19 protein-coding genes are annotated in these 18,875 nt (G+C 61.3%); 7 read left to right on the plus strand and 12 right to left on the minus strand.

Annotated features, from left to right (window positions below; translation table 11 throughout):
- Positions 1 to 19 precede the first annotated feature (19 nt).
- Positions 20 to 454, minus strand: coding sequence for a MarR family transcriptional regulator (locus FX984_RS10865; protein ID WP_027603824.1), 435 nt, complete (start codon positions 452 to 454; stop codon positions 20 to 22).
- A gap of 121 nt (positions 455 to 575) precedes the next feature.
- Positions 576 to 2,702 (minus strand): DNA helicase RecQ, encoded by a 2,127-nt coding sequence (gene recQ / locus FX984_RS10870; RefSeq protein ID WP_065946836.1) that lies wholly within the window; start codon positions 2,700 to 2,702, stop codon positions 576 to 578.
- Between the two features lie 279 nt (positions 2,703 to 2,981).
- Here recQ and FX984_RS10875 point away from each other — a divergent pair, with 279 nt between their 5' ends.
- The 3 genes from FX984_RS10875 (at position 2,982) to FX984_RS10885 (ending at position 7,563) form a co-directional block, all read left to right on the plus strand.
- Positions 2,982 to 3,569, plus strand: a complete 588-nt coding sequence (locus FX984_RS10875; RefSeq protein WP_027603822.1) for a UPF0149 family protein — start codon at positions 2,982 to 2,984, stop codon at positions 3,567 to 3,569.
- Between the two features lie 20 nt (positions 3,570 to 3,589).
- Positions 3,590 to 3,973 carry a YbaN family protein gene (locus tag FX984_RS10880; RefSeq protein ID WP_027603821.1) on the plus strand — a complete coding sequence of 128 codons (384 nt, stop codon included), beginning with the start codon at positions 3,590 to 3,592 and terminating at the stop codon, positions 3,971 to 3,973.
- A gap of 119 nt (positions 3,974 to 4,092) precedes the next feature.
- Positions 4,093 to 7,563: a hybrid sensor histidine kinase/response regulator gene (locus tag FX984_RS10885; RefSeq protein ID WP_146476718.1), complete on the plus strand. Its 3,471-nt coding sequence runs from the start codon at positions 4,093 to 4,095 to the stop codon at positions 7,561 to 7,563.
- 47 nt (positions 7,564 to 7,610) lie between these two features.
- On the opposite strand, the gene FX984_RS10890 is transcribed toward FX984_RS10885, so the two are convergent.
- A complete protein-coding gene (locus tag FX984_RS10890; RefSeq protein ID WP_174557006.1) occupies positions 7,611 to 8,975 on the minus strand; it encodes a DNA recombination protein RmuC in 1,365 nt (454 codons plus the stop codon).
- Between the two features lie 175 nt (positions 8,976 to 9,150).
- Positions 9,151 to 9,474, minus strand: a complete 324-nt coding sequence (locus FX984_RS10895; protein ID WP_043293316.1) for an SEL1-like repeat protein — start codon at positions 9,472 to 9,474, stop codon at positions 9,151 to 9,153.
- Positions 9,475 to 9,931: 457 nt separating this feature from the next.
- On the opposite strand from FX984_RS10895, the gene FX984_RS10900 reads away from it, so the two are divergent.
- The 4 genes from FX984_RS10900 (at position 9,932) to FX984_RS10920 (ending at position 13,095) form a co-directional block, all read left to right on the plus strand.
- Entirely contained in the window at positions 9,932 to 10,237 is a 306-nt protein-coding gene (locus FX984_RS10900; RefSeq protein ID WP_065940586.1) for a hypothetical protein, read from the plus strand.
- A 444-nt stretch (positions 10,238 to 10,681) separates the two neighbouring features.
- A complete protein-coding gene (locus FX984_RS10910) occupies positions 10,682 to 10,903 on the plus strand; it encodes a hypothetical protein (protein WP_010563939.1) in 222 nt (73 codons plus the stop codon).
- Positions 10,904 to 11,182: 279 nt separating this feature from the next.
- Positions 11,183 to 11,665 carry a hypothetical protein gene (locus tag FX984_RS10915; RefSeq protein WP_027603816.1) on the plus strand — a complete coding sequence of 161 codons (483 nt, stop codon included), beginning with the start codon at positions 11,183 to 11,185 and terminating at the stop codon, positions 11,663 to 11,665.
- 146 nt (positions 11,666 to 11,811) lie between these two features.
- Positions 11,812 to 13,095 carry an OmpP1/FadL family transporter gene (locus tag FX984_RS10920; RefSeq protein WP_146476719.1) on the plus strand — a complete coding sequence of 428 codons (1,284 nt, stop codon included), beginning with the start codon at positions 11,812 to 11,814 and terminating at the stop codon, positions 13,093 to 13,095.
- A 65-nt stretch (positions 13,096 to 13,160) separates the two neighbouring features.
- Here FX984_RS10920 and FX984_RS10925 read toward each other — a convergent pair whose 3' ends face one another.
- The 8 genes from FX984_RS10925 to cobU all read right to left on the minus strand — a co-directional run bounded on the left by FX984_RS10925 (position 13,161) and on the right by cobU (position 18,453).
- The gene (locus tag FX984_RS10925; protein ID WP_027603814.1) at positions 13,161 to 13,712 is read right to left on the minus strand and encodes a glutathione peroxidase; all 552 of its coding nucleotides are present in this window, start codon (positions 13,710 to 13,712) and stop codon (positions 13,161 to 13,163) included.
- Positions 13,713 to 13,747: 35 nt separating this feature from the next.
- A complete protein-coding gene (locus FX984_RS32945) occupies positions 13,748 to 13,870 on the minus strand; it encodes a hypothetical protein (RefSeq protein WP_260845652.1) in 123 nt (40 codons plus the stop codon).
- Entirely contained in the window at positions 13,867 to 15,066 is a 1,200-nt protein-coding gene (locus tag FX984_RS10930; RefSeq protein WP_186511879.1) for an MFS transporter, read from the minus strand. Before FX984_RS10930 ends, FX984_RS32945 begins: the two co-directional genes overlap by 4 nt.
- A gap of 63 nt (positions 15,067 to 15,129) precedes the next feature.
- Positions 15,130 to 15,534, minus strand: coding sequence for a MarR family winged helix-turn-helix transcriptional regulator (locus tag FX984_RS10935; protein WP_027603812.1), 405 nt, complete (start codon positions 15,532 to 15,534; stop codon positions 15,130 to 15,132).
- Between the two features lie 42 nt (positions 15,535 to 15,576).
- Positions 15,577 to 16,305: an adenosylcobinamide-GDP ribazoletransferase gene (locus FX984_RS10940; RefSeq protein WP_027603811.1), complete on the minus strand. Its 729-nt coding sequence runs from the start codon at positions 16,303 to 16,305 to the stop codon at positions 15,577 to 15,579.
- A gap of 2 nt (positions 16,306 to 16,307) precedes the next feature.
- On the minus strand, positions 16,308 to 16,883 hold the full coding sequence (cobC, locus tag FX984_RS10945) for an alpha-ribazole phosphatase family protein (protein WP_027603810.1): 576 nt from the start codon (positions 16,881 to 16,883) through the stop codon (positions 16,308 to 16,310).
- Positions 16,880 to 17,935, minus strand: coding sequence for a nicotinate-nucleotide--dimethylbenzimidazole phosphoribosyltransferase (cobT, locus tag FX984_RS10950; protein WP_092355235.1), 1,056 nt, complete (start codon positions 17,933 to 17,935; stop codon positions 16,880 to 16,882). The genes cobC and cobT overlap by 4 nt, the downstream gene beginning before the upstream one ends.
- A complete protein-coding gene (gene cobU / locus FX984_RS10955; protein ID WP_092355238.1) occupies positions 17,932 to 18,453 on the minus strand; it encodes a bifunctional adenosylcobinamide kinase/adenosylcobinamide-phosphate guanylyltransferase in 522 nt (173 codons plus the stop codon). The genes cobT and cobU overlap by 4 nt, the downstream gene beginning before the upstream one ends.
- Positions 18,454 to 18,875: the final 422 nt, after the last annotated feature.

Below are 18,875 nucleotides of genomic sequence, written 5' to 3' on the forward strand. Positions count from 1 at the left end.
CCTTGCTACAGGGCTCGGATCAGGATTTTTCCAGGTTTGCCAGGATGTGCCCATGCACCCGCATGCAGACACGCATATCTTCTTCGTCAATGCCCACAAACAGCTCGTGACGCAATGCCGTGGCGATCGTCTCGATCTGCTCGATCAACGGCTTGGCGGTGTCACACAGCAGGATGCGCTTGGCGCGACGGTCCTCCACCACGGCTTGGCGTTGCACCAGGCCCTGGCCTTCGAGGCTGTCGAGCAACCGGGCCAGGGTCGGCCCTTCTACGCCGACGCTTTGCGCCAACTCACGCTGGGTGGGGGCCTCTTCAAAACGGGCCAGGTGCAGCAGCACCAGCCAGCGCGCCTGGGACAGGCCCAACCCGGCCAAACGGCGGTCGAGCTCGGCGCGCCAACCTCGGGACATTTGCGCCAGCTGCATGCCAAAACGGTGTTGATCGGTTAACGGCATAAAAAACTCATGGTTTAGACTGAAAATAAAGTATGGCTAATTATTAGTCAGCTAAGCATGAGCCATGTCACTAGGCAAGAGTTGCTATGTACTGATTCGTTACATTGTCGTAATTGGCACACTAAATTTCGAATTCAGACTGCAAAGCGGCCCGCACGCAGTACAAAACCCCTTCAGGAACACGCCCGGTAAACAGCGGTGCAATCTCCGCAACCGGTGGCAATTCGCCTTCTCCGTCCAGGAATGCATCCTGGATTTCGCCGAGCAAATCTTCCGGCAAATCAAGGGCCTGCTCCAATGACAACTGCTGCTTGCCGATGGCTTCGGCCAGCAAGGTATAGACGTTTTTCTCCGTGCATTGCAGCTGGCCGGCGATCTGGATCGGGGTCATGCCGGCGCGGGCCAGGCTGATCAGCTCATGGCGAATATCGGCGATTTCCTTCGGCGCTTCGGCCTGGCCACCGAGCACTTCGAGGAACGCCTGGCCGTAGCGCTCCAGCTTGCGCGCACCGACGCCGCTGACCCGCGCCATTTCGGCCATGGTGGTGGGCTGCTCGCGCAGCATTTCCAGCAAGGTGGAGTCGGGGAAAATAACGTACGGCGGCACGCTGTGTTCCTGGGCCAGTTTGCGTCGCAGGGTACGCAGGGCTTCCCACTGTTCGCGCTCCTCGCCTCGTACAAGCTGGCTGGCCTGGCTGGTGCTGGTCTTGGCGGTGGTTTGCGGCTTGAGGTCGCGGCGCAGCTCCAGGCTCACCTCGCCCTTGAGCAGCGGCCGGCAGCTGTCGTTCAGGCGCAGGCCGCCGTACCCTTCGATATCGATGTCCACCAGGCCACGCGCGACCATCTGCCGGAACAGCGAACGCCACTCGCCTTCGGCACGGGCCTTGCCGACGCCGTAGACCGAGAGTTTCTCATGGCCGAAGCTGCGCACTTTTTCGTTGTCCTTGCCCAGCAATACATCCACCAGATGACCGACGCCATAACGCTGGCCGGTGCGGTAGATCGTCGACAGTGCCTGGCGCGCGGGCTCGGTGGCGTCCCAGGTCTGCACCCCATCGATGCAGTTATCGCAGTGACCGCACGGTTGCGGCATGTCCTCGTCGAAGTAGGCCAGCAAGGTCTGGCGGCGGCAGCGGGTCTCTTCACACAACGAGAGCATCGCGTCGAGCTTGTGCTGCTCCAGGCGCTTGTGGCGCTCATCGCCTTCGGAGTTCTGCAGCATCTGCTTGAGCATCACCACATCCTGCAGGCCGTAGACCATCCAGGCATCCGCCGGCAGGCCATCACGGCCGGCACGCCCGGTCTCCTGGTAATAGGCCTCGAGGGACTTGGGCAGGTCCATATGGGCGACGAAGCGCACGTTGGATTTGTCGATGCCCATGCCGAACGCGATGGTGGCCACCATGATCAGGCCTTCCTCGTTGAGGAAGCGCTTCTGGTGGGCAGCGCGCGTTTCGTTGGGCAGGCCGGCGTGGTACGGCAGCGCCGGGTAACCCTGTTCGCAGAGGAACGCGGCCACTTCATCGACCTTCTTGCGCGACAGGCAATAGACAATGCCCGCATCGCTGCGCCGCTCGGAGAGAAACGCCAGCAACTGCTTGCGCGGCTGCTCCTTGGGCACGATGCGGTAGAAAATATTCGGCCGGTCGAAGCTCGACAGGAAACGCTCAGCGTTCTGCAGGTGCAGACGCTCGACGATTTCTTCACGGGTGCGCTTGTCGGCCGTGGCGGTCAGGGCGATACGCGGAACGTCCGGGAACAGCTCCGCCAGTTGACCGAGCTGCAAATATTCGCGGCGGAAATCATGCCCCCATTGCGATACGCAGTGGGCTTCGTCGATGGCGAACAGGGCAATTTCCAGGCTCTGCAAAAACGCCAGCATGCGCGGCTGCACCAGGCGCTCAGGTGCCAGGTAAAGCATCTTCACTTCACCGCGCTTGATCCGCGCGGCCAGGTCGCGTTGCTGCTCGGCACTGAGGGTGGAGTTCAAGGCGGCGGCGGCAACGCCGAGTTCTTCCAGGGTCGCAACCTGGTCGTCCATCAACGCGATCAGGGGCGACACCACCACTGCCAGCCCGTTGCGCAACAACGCCGGCACCTGGAAGCACAACGACTTGCCACCACCGGTAGGCATCAGGACCAGGGCATCACCGCCCTTGGCCACGCGCTCAATGATCGCACCCTGGCGGCCACGAAAACTGTCGTAGCCGAAGATGTCCTTGAGGACGCGTTGAGCCTGATCGAGCATGTATAACTCCAACAAAATAGTGCCGAAATCCCTCTGTACAGGCTGGTCGAAAAAATGCGGGCTCACGGAAAATAATCCGTAAGCGAAGTTTTCTCGACCTGGCGCTTGGCCTGCAAGGGCATCACAAAACGCGGCAGTATACCCGAGCGTCATCCGGCAAAGGGTGCCGCTGACGAATTGCAGCCCGTCTCTAAAACCTGGCAAATATGCATGCCGACTGGCTTGGGCGCGCAAGAAAGCCTAGAATTCAGCATCGTTTATTCCCAAGGTAGTCCTTCAATGTCCTTCGCTGAGCAACTAACCCGCCTGCAAGCCTTCCTCGACGCCGATGAGCTGCATGACGAGGCGCTGGACTACGTGGCCGCCCACGGCTACCTGACCGCCCTGTCGATCTGCTCCGAGGTCGTTCCCGACCGTGAATGGATCGACGCACTGTTCGCCGAAGAGCCGCACTACGCCGACGCCGCCCAGCGCGAAGAAATCGAATCCACCCTGCTGGCCCTCAAGGCCCACATCTCTCGCCAACTGGCCTCCGATGAAGAGTTCGAGTTGCCGTGCGAGCTGGACCTGGGCGAGGAGCCGGACGACTCCGACCTGCGCGGCTGGTGCATCGGCTTCATGGAAGGTGTGTTCCTGCGTGAAGCCGCCTGGTTCGAAACCGCCGAGGAAGAAGTCAGTGAAATGCTCTTGCCGATCATGGTCGGTTCGGGGCTGTTCGAGGAAGAAGCTGAATTTTCCGACATCGCCGCCGACGCCAACCTGATGGACGACATGATCGTACAGATCCCGGAAGCCCTGACCGCCCTGTACCTGCTGTGCAATGCGCCTGACGAAAAACCGGCGATCCTCAAGCCACGCCACCACTGAGTCGCTTGCCCGTGACACCCATGGGCAATCGCTCTCTGCTCCTGCGCTACGTGCTGCTGGCCATCGGCTGGCTGAGCGTAGCGTTGGGAGTAATCGGTATTTTCCTGCCGGTATTGCCGACCACCCCCTTCCTCCTGCTCGCCGCCGCCTGCTTCGCTCGCAGCTCCCCGCGCTTCTACCAGTGGCTGGTGGAACACCCGCGCCTGGGCCCCTGGATTCGTGACTACCTGGACGGCAACGGCATCCCGCTCAAGGGCAAGGTCTACGCCATCGGCCTGATGTGGCTGAGTATCGGTTTTTCCTGCTACCTGGTGCCGTTGCCATGGGCACGTGGCTTCATGCTGACCAGCGCCGTGCTGGTGACAATCTACATCCTGCGCCAGAAAACCTTGCCACCGCGCTGAGCGCCCCCTGCGACATTAGATCCCACACGACCTTGGTCGACACTGACTAACCCCAGGCATCATGCGAGACTGTCCAACCGGGCCTGGAATGCCTGGGTGTTCTCATGCTCGGAGTTACCATGACGCTGTCCAGCGGGCTGATCGCCGCCGTTGCCCTGGCCTATATGGCCATTATGTTTGCCATCGCCTTCTACGGTGACCGCCGCCGTGCGCCGCTGCCGCCGCGCATGCGTGCCTGGGTCTATAGCCTGTCGCTGGCCGTCTACTGCACCAGCTGGACCTTCTTCGGCGCCGTAGGCCAGGCCGCCGAACAACTGTGGGCGTTCTTACCGATCTACCTGGGACCGGTGCTGTTGCTGGTGTTGGCACCCTGGGTCCTGCAGAAGATGATCCTGATCAGCAAGCAGGAAAACATCACCTCCATCGCCGACTTCATCGCCGCACGCTATGGCAAATCCCAGTCCCTGGCGGTGGTGGTCGCGCTGATCTGCCTGGTGGGCGTGCTGCCTTATATCGCCCTGCAACTCAAAGGCATCGTGCTGGGGGTCAACCTGCTGATTGGCGCAGGTGCCGACACCACCGGCACCCGCGCGCAAGACACCGCCTTGATCGTGTCCCTGGTGCTGGCGTTGTTCACCATTGTGTTCGGTACCCGCAACCTCGACGCCACCGAACACCACCGCGGCATGGTGCTGGCGATTGCGTTTGAATCGTTGGTGAAGCTGTTCGCCTTTCTCGCGGTCGGGGCGTTCGTGACCTACGGCCTGTACGACGGTTTCGGCGACCTGTTCAGCCAGGCGATGCTCGCGCCACGCCTGGAGGAATACTGGAAGGAAACCATCAACTGGCCGTCGATGGTGGTGCAGACCGGCGTCGCCATGATGGCGATCATCTGCTTGCCCCGGCAGTTCCATGTGACGGTCGTCGAGAACATCGACCCCCAGGATCTGCGCCTGGCCAAGTGGGTGTTTCCGGCCTACCTGATCCTCGCCGCGCTGTTTGTCGTGCCGATCGCCTTGGGCGGCAAAATGATGCTGCCCGGCTCGGTGCTGCCGGATTCCTACGTGATCAGCCTGCCCATGGCCGAAGCCCATCCGGCCCTCGCCGTGCTGGCGTTTATCGGCGGTGCGTCGGCGGCCACCGGCATGGTGATCGTGGCGAGCATCGCCTTGTCGACCATGGTCTCCAACGACATGCTGCTGCCCTGGCTGCTGCGCCGCTCCAGCGCCGAGCGACCGTTCGAAGTGTTCCGCCACTGGATGCTGTCGGTGCGCCGGGTCAGCATCGTGATCATCCTGCTGCTGGCGTATGTCAGCTACCGCCTGCTGGGCTCCACCGCGAGCCTGGCGACCATCGGCCAGATCGCGTTTGCCGCGGTGACTCAACTGGCCCCGGCCATGCTTGGCGCACTGTATTGGAAGCAAGCCAACCGACGCGGTGTATTTGCGGGGCTGGCGGCGGGTACGTTCCTGTGGTTCTACACCTTGGTCCTGCCGGTTACCGCGAAAAGCCTGGGTTGGTCCCTCGCCATTTTCCCGGGGCTGACGTGGATGCATTCGCACCCGCTCGGTTTGTCCGTCACCTCCCTGACCTTGGGCACCGTGTTCTCCCTGGCGGGTAACTTCACGCTGTTCGTATGGGTATCGATGCTGTCGCGCACGCGCGTGTCGGAACACTGGCAAGCCGGGCGTTTTATCGGCCAGGAAATCAGCCCGCGCGCCAACGCTCGCTCGATGCTGTCGGTACAGATCAGCGACCTGCTCAGCCTGGCTGCGCGGTTTGTCGGCGAAGAACGGGCCCAGCAGAGTTTTATCCGCTTCGCCTATCGCCAGGGCAAAGGCTTTAACCCCAACCAGAATGCCGACAACGACTGGATCGCCCACACCGAGCGATTGCTGGCCGGTGTGCTCGGCGCATCCTCGACCCGGGCCGTGGTGAAAGCGGCGATCGAAGGGCGGGAAATGCAGCTCGAGGACGTCGTACGTATCGCCGACGAAGCCTCGGAAGTGCTGCAATTCAATCGCGCCTTGCTGCAGGGCGCCATCGAGAACATCACCCAGGGCATCAGTGTGGTGGACCAGTCCCTCAAGCTGGTGGCCTGGAACCGGCGTTACCTGGAGTTGTTCAATTACCCGGACGGGCTGATCAGCGTAGGCCGACCGATTGCCGACATCATCCGCTACAACGCCGAGCGCGGCCTGTGCGGACCGGGCGAAGCCGAGGTCCACGTGGCACGCCGCCTGCACTGGATGCGCCAGGGCCGCGCGCATACCTCAGAGCGGCTGTTCCCGAATGGGCGGGTGATCGAGCTGATCGGCAACCCGATGCCCGGCGGCGGCTTCGTCATGAGCTTCACCGACATTACCGCGTTCCGCGAGGCCGAGCAGGCACTTACCGAGGCCAACGAAGGCCTCGAGCAACGGGTGACTGAGCGCACCCACGAACTGTCGCAGCTCAATGTGGCGCTCACCGATGCCAAGGGCGTTGCCGAGTCCGCCAGCCAGTCAAAGACCCGCTTCCTCGCGGCCGTCAGCCATGACCTGATGCAACCGCTGAACGCCGCCCGGCTGTTCTCCGCCGCCCTTTCCCACCAGAACGACGGCCTGTCCAGCGAAGCCCGGCAACTGGTACAGCACCTGGACAGCTCGCTGCGTTCGGCCGAAGACCTGATCAGCGACCTGCTGGATATCTCGCGCCTGGAAAACGGCAAGATCAACCCGCAGCGCCAGCCCTTTGTGCTCAACGAACTGTTCGACACCCTCGGCGCGGAATTCAAGGCCCTGGCCCAGGAACAAGGCCTGCGTTTTCGCCTGCGCGGCAGCCGCTTGCGCGTGGACAGTGACATCAAGTTGCTGCGGCGGATCCTGCAGAATTTCCTGACTAACGCTTTCCGGTATGCCGACGGCCCGGTGCTGCTGGGCGTACGTCGGCGCAAGGGCGAGCTGTGCCTGGAAGTCTGGGACCGAGGCCCTGGCATCCCGTTGGATAAACAGAAGGTGATCTTCGAAGAGTTCAAGCGCCTGGACAGCCACCAGACCCGCGCCGAGAAAGGCCTGGGCCTGGGCCTGGCGATTGCCGACGGCCTGTGCCGGGTGCTGGGCCATCGCTTGAGCGTACGCTCCTGGCCGGGCAAGGGCAGCGTGTTCAGCGTGCGTGTGCCGCTGGCACGCAACCAGGCCAGCCCGCAGGCCAAGCCTGCCCAGGAGAACGGCCTGCCGTTAAGCGGCGCGCAAGTGCTCTGCGTGGATAACGAAGAGAGCATCCTGATCGGTATGCGCAGCCTGCTGACACGCTGGGGCTGTGAAGTGTGGACCGCCACCGACCAGGCGCAATGTGCGGCGCTGCTGGAGCAAGGCGTACGCCCGCAACTGGCGCTGGTGGATTACCACCTCGACCACGGCGAGACCGGCACCGAGCTCATGGGCTGGCTGCGGGCGCAAATGGCGGAGCCGATTCCCGGCGTGGTCATCAGTGCCGACGGCCGCCCGGAGATGGTGGCAGAGGTGCACGCGGCAGGGTTGGATTACCTCGCCAAACCGGTGAAACCCGCCGCGCTGCGGGCGTTGCTGAGTCGACACTTACCGCTATAAACCGGATGTACTCAGGGGCTTGCCCGCTTCCACCTTTCGGATTGTGTTTATTCGGGAAGGTGCGCCACGCCGTCGGCGTCGGTCATCGCCCGCTCCAGCAAATCCGCCGGCAGGCTTTTGCTGGCACGCGCACCGAGCAACTTTAATTGCTCGGTGCGACTGACCAGGTTTCCGCGCCCATCTGTCAGCTTGTTCCGCGCCGCGCTGTAAGCCTTGTCCAATTGCTGTAGACGATTGCCCACTTCGTCCAGGTCCTGGATAAACAGCACGAACTTGTCGTACAGCCACCCGGCGCGTTCGGCGATTTCGCGGGCGTTCTGGCTTTGACGCTCTTGCTTCCAGAGACTGTCGATCACCCGCAGGGTGGCGAGCAGCGTCGTTGGGCTGACGATCACGATATGCCGGTCGAAGGCCTCTTGGAACAGATTCGGTTCGGCCTGCAAGGCCGCGGAAAAAGCGGCTTCGATCGGTACGAACAACAACACGAAATCCAGGCTGTGCAGGCCTTCCAGGCGTTTGTAATCCTTGCCGGCCAAGCCTTTGACGTGATTGCGCAGCGACAGTACGTGCTGCTTCAAGGCTGCCTGGCCGATCACCTCGTCATCGGCCGCGACATACTGCTGGTACGCGGTGAGGCTGACCTTGGAATCCACCACCACCTGCTTGTCGCCGGGCAGCATGATCAGCACATCCGGTTGGAAGCGCTCACCGTCCGGGCCCTTCAAGCTGACCTGGGTCTGGTACTCGCGGCCCTTCTCCAGGCCGGCGTGTTCCAGCACGCGTTCGAGGATCAACTCACCCCAGTTGCCCTGGGTTTTCTGGCCCTTGAGGGCGCGGGTCAGGTTGGTGGCTTCGTCTGACAGACGCAGGTTCAGCTGCTGCAGGCGTTCAAGCTCCTTGGCCAGGGAAAAGCGCTCGCGAGCCTCGTTCTGATAGCTCTCTTCCACGCGTTTTTCGAAGGACTGGATGCGTTCCTTCAAGGGATCGAGCAACTGGCCAAGGCGCTCCTGGCTGGTCTCGGCAAAGCGCTGCTCACGCTCATCGAAGATCTTGCCGGCCAGCTCAGCGAATTGCGCACGCAACTCGTCCCGCGAGCCCTGCAGGTCGGCGAGGCGCTGCTGATGGCTTTCCTGCTGCTCGCGCAGTTCGGCGCGCAAGGCGGCCGACAATGCGTCGAGGCGGCGTAATTCGGTTTCCTTGGCGCTGCGGTCAAGGTTCCAGGCGTGGGCGGCGTCGCGGGCGTTGTCGCGGTCGATCTGCAACAGCTCGACCTCGCGGCGCACTGCAGCCAGGTCCGCTTGCTTGGCGGCGTTGGCCTGGCTCAGATCGCTGATTTCATCACGACTGGCATCCAGTTGAGCGGCGAGGCCCTCCTGGGCCAGTTGCGCAGTGGCCAGGCGCTCTTCGAGCAGTTCCCAACCGGTGGTCCGCGCGGTCAACCGCCGCTGAATCTGCCAGCACACCGCCAATAAAGGCACTGCGGCGCCAGCCAGGCCCAGGGCAACACTGGTCCAGTCAAAAACCATAGCCATTTCTGCCATCACCGAAAAGGAGCAAGGTTAACCAAGCGTAGAGCGTGAGGACAGCTCAGTCTTCGACCTGACCCAGTTCCCGTTGGGCACGGCGGTCACCGGCACGGGCGGCCAGGCGCAGCAGATCGTGGCCGATGCGGCGGTCGCGGGCGTTGCCGCACTCGCGGCACATCAATTGGCCCAGACGGCTTTGCGCAGCCACTACGCCCTCACGGGCCGGCTGCTTGAGCAAGCGCCCGGCGAAGTGTTTGACGTTGGTGCTATGCCCCAGGCGTGGGCTGTCGAGCAACCACAGGGCGACTTTCAAGGAAAAACGCTTGGGTGCGGTAACAGTCTGGGGGGTGTCGGTAACAGAAGGTGATACTGAGCGAAACTTCATAAAGCACTGTGGGACAGAACGGAAGGCGCGCCACTCTACTCTTTTTTTCGCACAGGTAAAGCTGAAAAAACCCGGCACGCCCGTTCTAGAGCAAGCGCTCGGGACAATCCACAGAAGCTGTGGATAACTCAGTGGACAACCAGCCTTTAACTCGCGCAAAGGCCCATGGAACGGGGCCCGCAGTCAAACTGACGATTTTTTCACCAATAAAAAAAAGCCAGATTTTTCATTGACTTAAATTTCCATTGCAGGCAAATGGCAGCCCTGTCCAGCGATTGACAGCCTGGTTACACACGCCGCAACTAATGTGCACAAGTACCGACCCGATGGTTATATCCCCGGCTTTTTTTGAAGCGATAGCCCTCAAAAATGTTACCGCCGAGGCAAAACAGGGACTTTTCAAATCTTTGCCAGCTCGCCACACTGCCCGACGGACAACACAACGCTGAGTGGGCCGATGAAAGGAATGCTGTTATTCGCCGTGTTGTTACTCGCCATCTGCGCCATTTCATTAGGGATCAATGTCGCGCTGCCATCCCCGGATGGGGCGTTGTTTGCCATCGCCATCCTGCTATCGGCCGCGTTCACCGCCGTGAGCTTGTGCATCGAGCTGGGTGAAGGGCGTATCGACGACATGGGCGATGTGATGAAGATGGTCGAGACCGGCCAATCCTTGCGCCTGACCCTGGCCGCCTATGGGTTGGGTTGTTCCCTGGCCGCCGCCGTCACGGTGCTGGTGTATCGCGGCCTGCTGGGCGGCTGATTGAAGTTTTTTGATTAACGCGCTTCCATTGCCTGTTTCAATCCGTTACTATCCGCAGCGTTAGTACCAAGCTGAAAGTCAATTCTGGTCGAACAACTCCCCTGAACAACACGGGATCGACCACCTCGATGGTTTCCAGGTATCACTTGCGACGACACTGCCTTTGAACAAGCAAAGGGTGCCGCGAAGTTTTCATACTCTGACCGAACCAACCTGCAAATTGATCAGGATCTTCACCCCGGGCCCAGAACCTTTGCCCTTGTTGTGTTGCCTGCCCTCCTAAGTACCTACCTGCCAGCCCAAGCGCGCCTAACTTAATCAGCGCTTCAAACTGGCTGCTTTGTTCCAGTCGGGTTCTTCGTTTGATCAATGGTGATCAACGTTACTGGAACGTTTTAACGTTGCACGGTTCTTATCCGTGTCATTTGTAGGAACACCAATAATATGTCCGCTATCCACACTCAGGATGCCATTCGCACCCTCACCAACGCTTTTGCCCCAATGAACTGCCTGATCATGGCCGCTCGCAAAGGCTGCTTCAGCTTCACCCTGGTCAACGAACATGGCATCGCCCGTCACAGCGAACGCCTGTACCCCGATCAATACTCCAGCGCTGAACCGCTGCAGGCCGTGATCGAGCGTACCCGTCAGGCACTGGTTGCCTGATCGACCCGAGTCGCTGAAACACAAAAAACCCTGTTTAAAACACAGGGTTTTTTATTGCCCGTCATTCTTGCCTCGAGTATTTGCACTAAGTTCAAATCGATATAAACGTTATAACTGGTTGAAGAAGATGTTTTAAAAACAGTCCTTTACCTCATGAATATGACACTACACTTCAACTCAAGCGGCATGATCCGCTTCCGACGAGCCTGAGAGCCGATCCACTGCTGCCAAGCCCCCTTTCTCAGGGCTCGTCGACCCTTTTCACGGATTGAGGCATGTATGGGTATCGCAGCCAGTGAATTGTGTCGTTATGTGATCCGGCCGACGCTGACGTACCTCGGCCAGCAGAGCCCCACGGCTGAGTCACTGCTGCTGGGTATCGCCGCCAGCCAGTCGGAATTGGGTTCTGCCCTGCATGATCGACGCGGCCACGGCCTGTACAGCATCACCGAACCTCGCCATCGCGCCTTGTGGGATAACTACCTGGCGCTCGACCCCGAGCGTGCCAGCCTGGTACGCGGGCTCGCCAGCCAACACGCCTTTCTCAGTGCGCCCCAACTGGAGCTCACCGTAAACCTGCGTTATGCCACGGCCATCGCCTGGCTCCTGGTCGAACAACACAGCCCCGCCCTGCCACCAGCCGGTGATGTTTTAGCCATGGCGCGTATCTGGAAAGAAATATTTCATCCTCAAGGAAGGCTGCGGGATTTCGCCCAGGCCTGGCAAACCTGTGTTTCGCCCTTGAATCACGCGACCTGCTGACCGGGCAATTTGCAAGATTCGGCAAAAAAGCCGAATTTTGGTCGGATTGTCCTACAAAACCGCTCTATCTCCTGCATTACAGCCTATAGCGCGATGTTAATTTTATTGATACTTTCCGCTGCGGTGATCACCACGGAGTTCTAATAATGAAAAAAGTAATGCTCAAGACCACACTTAGCCTCGCCGTTGCCATGGCATCCTCCCAACTGTTCGCAAGCGGTTTCGCACTGAACGAACAGAGTGTCAGCGGGATGGGTACGGGTTTCGCAGGCCGCTCTTCTTCTGCCGATGATGCAAGCACTGTCTACGGTAACCCTGCCGGTATGTCGCGCCTGAATGGCCAGCAAATCACCGGCGGTGTTGCGGCTATCGATGCCTCTACCGACATCAGCAATACCGGTGGCAACTCTCGCGGCTCCAACAAAGGTGACATGGTTCCGTTCACCGCGGTGCCATTCGGTTTCTACACCAATAAACTCAACGATCAGTGGGCCGTCGGCTTCGGTGTATACGCACCGTTCGGCCTGGTGACCGACTATGAAAACGGCTTCCAGGGCCGTGGTTTCGGCAGCAAGAGCGAAGTGAAGGTCATGACCTTCCAGCCCACTGTCAGCTACGCGTTCAACGACCGTGTATCCATCGGTTTCGGCCCGACCATCAACCGGATTTCCGGTGTGCTCGAGTCGGACAGGACCCTCAGCCCGCTTGCTTCCGATACCAACGTCAAAATCAAGGGTGACGATACCGCCCTGGGTTTCAACGTCGGCGTATTGGTCCAGGCCACCGACACCACTCGCGTGGGCCTGACCTACCACTCGAAGGTCAAATACAAGCTGGAAGGCCACACCACCGTCAGCGGCCCAGCGGCCACTCAGCCGTTCCTGCGTAACAACCGTTACGACGCCTCGCTGAAAATCGACACCCCAGAGTCCTACGACCTGTCGGTCACCCAAGACCTGACCGACGCTTGGAAACTCTATGGCGGTGCAACCTGGACGCGTTGGAGTCGCCTGAAAGAGATCACCGTCAACAACGAAGGCGTAACGGCTGCCGGCGGCGTACTGGCGCCAAGCCAACTCGGTTCCATCACCGAAGAACAAAACTGGCATGACACCTGGGCCTACGCCGTGGGTACCTCGTATCAGTTGACCAAGCAAGTCGTGCTGCGTACCGGCCTGACCTTCGACCAATCCCCGGCCAACAACACCGATCGTTCGCCGCGCATCCCGACGGGCGACCGTACGATCTTCAGCGTGGGCCTGGGCTACAAAGTCATGGATAACATGACCGTCGACCTGGCGTATTCGTACCTGAAAGAAGAAGACGTCAAGATCAACCAGACGGCTAACGCCCCGTCGACAGCCAGTTACCGCGCCAAATACGAAAACAGTGCCAACGGTTTCGGCCTGGGCATGACCTACACCTTCTGATCCGGATGGGTGTAAAAAAGCCCCGCTCTCCCGCAAGGGAGGCGGGGCTTTTCAGTGCCCGATAATCAGGGTTTGGACGCTATGGCCTGCTCCACCGCCTTGATCAGGTCGGGACTGTCCGGCTTGGTCAGGCTGGAGAAATCGGCAATCACCTTGCCCTGGCGGTCGACCACGTACTTGTAGAAATTCCACTTCGGCGCATTGCTCTGCTGCGCCAATACCTTGAACAGGTGCACCGCGTCCGGACCCTTGACCTTCTGCGGCTCGGTCATGGTGAAGGTCACGCCGTAGTTCACGTAGCAGACCTTGGCGGTTTCTTCGCCGGTCTTGGCTTCCTGCTTGAAGTCATCGGATGGCACGCCGATCACCTCCAACCCTTCATCCTTGTAGCGCTGATACAACGCTTCGAGGCCTTTGAATTGCGGCGCGAACCCGCAAAAGCTCGCCGTGTTGACGATCACCAGGGGCTTGCCGGCAAAACGTTGGCACAGGTCGATGGATTCCTTGGCGCGCAACTTGGGCAGTTGCCCCTCCAGCAACGGCGGGCAATCGGCAGCCAACGCCACACCGCCAAAAGCAGCCATCAGCACAGGTACAGCCAGCCAGCGCATCTGCATGTCGAAAAGTCCTTTAAAAAGTTCAGACACCGAACTTAACAGATCGACATACCCAGTTGCATCAACGCCAGGCCACCGCGCTGCCAGCCCCACCAGGCCAGGGCCAGCAACAGCGCGGTCGCGGCTGCCCCGCCGAACCAATACCAGGTCGAACTCATGCCGCCTCCATCTGCGCCTGCAATCGCGCCACCGGCCGCTCACGCACCGGCCAATTCAGGGCTGCGGCGAGCACGCTCAACAGGATCGCCACTTGCCAGATCAGATCGTAGTTACCGGTTCGATCATAGACCACTCCGCCCAACCAGCCGCCAAGGAACGAGCCAAGCTGGTGGAAAAGGAACACGATCCCACCGAGCATGGACAGGTTTCGCACTCCGAACAACGTGGCGACCGTGCCGTTGGTCAGCGGCACCGTGGACAGCCACAAAAAGCCCATGGTCATGCCGAACAGGTAGGCCGTGACTTCGGTCACCGGTGCCCACAGGAACAGGATGATCACCACCGCGCGCAGCAGGTACAACCCGGTCAACAGGCGCGGCTTGGACATGCGCCCGCCAAGCCAGCCGGCGGTATAGGTGCCGAAGATATTGAACAACCCGATCAACGCCAACACCGTGGTACCGACCGTGGCCGGCAAGTGCTGGTCCACCAGGTAGGCCGGCAGGTGCACACCAATAAACACCACCTGGAAACCGCAGACGAAAAAGCCGAAGGCCAGCAGCCAGAACCCGGAGTGGGAGCAGGCTTCCTTCAAGGCTTCACCCAGGGTCTGCTGGCCGGCCATGACCGACAGCGGGCGGTCCTTGAGCATGCTCACCAGCGGCAGGATCAGCGCCACCATCAAGCCCAGCGCCAGCAAGGCGGCCGACCAGCCCAGCCAACTGATCAAGCCCAACGTGCCCGGCACCATGGCGAACTGGCCAAACGAACCGGCGGCGCTGGCAATGCCCATGGCCATGCTGCGCTTTTCCGGCGCCACGGCGCGGCCGACCACACCCAGAATCACCGAAAACGATGTACCCGACAGGCCAATCCCGATCAGCAGGCCGGCACTCAAGGACAATGACCACGCCGAATCCGACAGGCCCATCAACACCAGGCCTGCGGCGTACAACACCCCGCCGACAAACACCGCCCTGGTGGCGCCGAACCGGTCGGCCAGGGCACCGGTAAACGGCTGCGCCAGGCCCCAGATCAGGTTCTGCAAGGCGATGGCAAAGGCAAAGGTCTCACGGCCCCAGCCGAATTCGCTGCTCATCGGCGCCAGGAACAGGCCGAACCCGTGCCGCACGCCCAAGGACAACGCCAGGATCAGCGCACTCCCCACAAGGATCCAACCACTGGTGCGCCACATCGACGTCATTTCTTATTCTCCGTTCGCGGGTATATACCCGCTTGTATTCGAACAAACCCGCGTTCAGGCGAGTTCATCCAGCAAGGCCAACAGGGTTTCGCGTTTTTCCGCGCCGAGTTGATCGATCAATTTCTGTTGCGCCGCCTCCCAGGCGGGTAACGCTGCCGCCAGGCGCTCTTCACCGGCGGCTGTCAACAGCACCAGGCGGTTGCGCAGGTCATCGCCCTCTACCATCCGCACCAGGCCCTCACCTTCCAACACCCGCAGGTTGCGCCCCAAGGTGCTGCGATCCAGGCCCATGGCGTCGGCCAGGCTGGAAATGCTCGGTTGATCGAGGCGCTGCAGGTTGCACAGCAAGGAATACTGGGCGACGTTGATCCCGAAGCCGTCGAGGGCGCCGTCGTAGTGCCTGCTGACGCCACGGGCGGCACGTCGCAGGTTGGTGCATAAACATTGGGAGGCAAGCATGGAACGTGTATATACCCGCGATTAAGGAAATGCAAGAAAGTGTTACAACGCCAAACCGACCAGAACAGCCACTTCCAACAGCTCCAGCAGCGCGCCAGCGGTATCGCCTGTGGTGCCGCCGAGGCGATTGACCATCAGTTGGCGCAGGCCGATAAAACACACGGCCGCGAGCAGCACGGCGAGCCCCCCGCTGAAACCACCGATCAGGATGCAGGCCAGGCCACTGAGGATCAGCACCTGTTGCCCGACGACGCGCGGTAGATGATCCGACAACGCCTGGCCCAAGCCACCCGCTCGCACATAACGGGTGGTGAGAAACAACCCCAGCATCGACGCCCGGCCGATCAACGGCGCGAGAATCAACGCCACACCGTTGCGCTGTTCGATCAAGGCCACCAGTGCGGTGAACTTGAGCAGCAACACCAGGCCCAGGGTGACCACGGCAATCGGTCCGCTGCGCGGGTCTTTCATGATGCTGAGGGTGCGCTCGCGGTCGCCGAAGCCACCCAGCCAGGCGTCGGCGCTGTCCGCCAGGCCATCGAGATGCAGGCCGCCACTGAGCAACACCCAGGCCGTCAGCAGCAGCGCGGCGTGCAACAACAGCGGTGATCCGGTCAACAGCGTATTGAGGCCCCACAGCAGCACGCCGAACAGCAACCCGACCACGGGATAAAACAGCAACGAGCGCCCCAGTTCCTGCGGCTGCGGCATACCCGGCAGGCGAATCGGCAAACTGCTCAGGAACTGCACGGCGATCCAGAACGGCAGCATGCTCAGATTCCTTCCTTCAACACGCCATCGGCGCCGACCTGCAGGTTGAACAACCCACCATGAGCGACTTCGACATTCAGCAACTGCTCACGGGGCAGCCCCCGAGCCTGGGCCAACAGCAAACGCATTACCCCGCCGTGACTGATCAACAGCACACGCTCACCGGCATACGCCTTATGCAGGCGCAGGACGGCGCCCAAAACCCGCTGGGAAAACGCGCTGACCGGTTCGCCCTGGGGCGGCGTGAAGCTATAGGGATCGGCCCAGAACCGGCCCAGGCCTTCGGCGTCGGTCTCCATCAGCGCCGCCGCACTCTGCCCTTCCCAGGCACCGAAGTGCAGTTCCTGCAGGTCCTTTTCCAGGCTCACCGGCACATTCAACCGCGCGCCCAGTTCCTCCGCGAACCGCGCGCAGCGTTGCAGCGGCGAGCTGATCAGCCGATCCCAGGGCCCCTGCGCCAGCACGGCGGCGCGCATCTGTTCCCAGCCCTTGGCGGTCAATGCATCGTCAAGGCTGCCGCGCAGGCCGCCACCCAGTTCGGTTTCGCCATGGCGCAACAGGTCCAGGTGCAAAGTCATGCCGGACGATCTGCCACGGCCGCTTCGGCAAACGTCGCCATCTGCCCGTGCAGCGCACACGCCAGGCGCAGCAACGGTACCGCCAACGCCGCGCCACTGCCCTCGCCCAGGCGCAGGCCGAGTTCCAGCAACGGTTGTGCATCGAGGCTCTGCAAGACATGGCGATGGCCAGGCTCGGCACCGCGATGGCCGAACAGCAGCCAGTCGCGGCACGCCGGGTTCAAGCGCGTGGCGACCAGCGCCGCGACGGTGCAGATAAACCCATCCACCAACACCACGATGCCTTCCTGGGCACAGGCCAGGTAAGCCCCCACCAAGGCAGCGATTTCAAAGCCGCCGAGATTGCACAGGGTGTGCAGCGCATCCCCACGCTGCGCGGCATGCAGCGCCAGCGCGCGCTCGATCACCGCCACCTTGTGACTGACGCCTTGGGCATTCAATCCGGTGCCCGGGCCCGTCAGCTCGGCAACCTGGCAATCGAGCAAGGCGCAGGCCAGCGCACTGGCGGCGGTGGTGTTGCCGATGCCCATCTCACCGCCGACAAACAACTGCGCACCGCTTTCACGGGCGCGCAGCACACTGTCGCGACCCGCCTGCAATGCCAATCGGCCCTGGGCGCCGGTCATTGCCGGGCCCTTGACGAAATTGGCGGTGCCCGCGCCGATATTCAGGTGACGGACGCCGGGCAGGTTCAGCGAAGGGGTCACCGTACCGAGGTCGACCACTTCCAACTGCGCATCCAGTTGCCGCGCCAATACACTGATGGCCGCGCCACCGGTGACAAAGTTATGCAGCATCTGCCCGGTCACTTCCTGGGGAAACGCCGATACACCCTCGGCAACCACACCATGGTCACCGGCAAAGATGGCAATCCACAGCTGATCTACCGACGGCTTGACCTGGCCCTGCAAGCCGGCCAATTGCACGGCCAGCGCTTCCAGCTGGCCCAGGGAACCGGCCGGCTTGGTCAATTGCTGCTGGCGCGCCAGGGCTTGTTCGTACGCCGAGGCGTCAATGGCCTTACAAGGGTTGAGCCACCAGGTGTCAGTCATAACGCAGTACCTTTCAACGTCAGGGGCAGGCCGGCAACCGTCAGGACAACACGCTGACATCGCTCGGCCAAGGCTTGATGCAGCCAACCGGCTTCATCCACATAGCGGCGAGTCAATTCGCCCAGCGGCACGACACCCAGACCGGTCTCGTTGCTGACAAAAATAATTTCACCCGGCAGCACGGCCAGGCTTTCCAGCAATTGATCGCGCTCGAACGCCAGGCGCTGCGCGTCTTCGAGCATCAGCAGGTTGGTCAACCACAGAGTCAGGCAATCCACCAGCAGGCAACGACCGGGCGCGGCGTTTTCGCGTAGCACACGCGCCAGCTCGACAGGTTCTTCGATCAAACCCCAGTGATCAGGGCGACGCTCGCGATGCAAGGCAACGCGGGCATTCATCTCGCCGTCAAGCGGTTGGCTGGTGGCGATATAGATGACGGGCAAAGCGCTGTCGCTGGCGAGCTTTTCGGCCAGGCGGCTTTTACCGGAACGGGCGCCGCCTAAAATCAGTTGAAGCATGAGACCCCCCCTACCCACCCACCCATCCACGATGCGCAGCGAGTCGTTTTTGATCTGGCTTTTGATCTGAGGTCGCCCCGTAAACCACGCTGGCCGAACGCAGGCTTGAATCCGTGGGTAACCCGGCAGGACGCCGGGTTAGCCGCACCGGGCCAGGGATGGCCCATTGCGGCGGCCCACGGATTCAAGCCGGAGTGAGGGCACACCGAGCCCAAGCGAGGTGCCGAGTGGTGGGGCGAAGGCCTTTTGCTTACTTTTGGGCCTTTCCAAAAGTGAGCCGCTGTAAGAGCGGAACCATAAGTGGCCGTTACCGCAGGAATGGATATGTACTCGGTATACCCGAACAATTCAGCACCTGATACACCGCTATCGGGGGCAAGTCGAATCGTCGCACCGCTCCTCCCACATTTGAACCGTGTGTA

Source organism: Pseudomonas marginalis (genome assembly GCF_008692035.1).
In the GTDB taxonomy this organism is placed as follows: Bacteria; Pseudomonadota; Gammaproteobacteria; order Pseudomonadales; family Pseudomonadaceae; genus Aquipseudomonas; species Aquipseudomonas marginalis.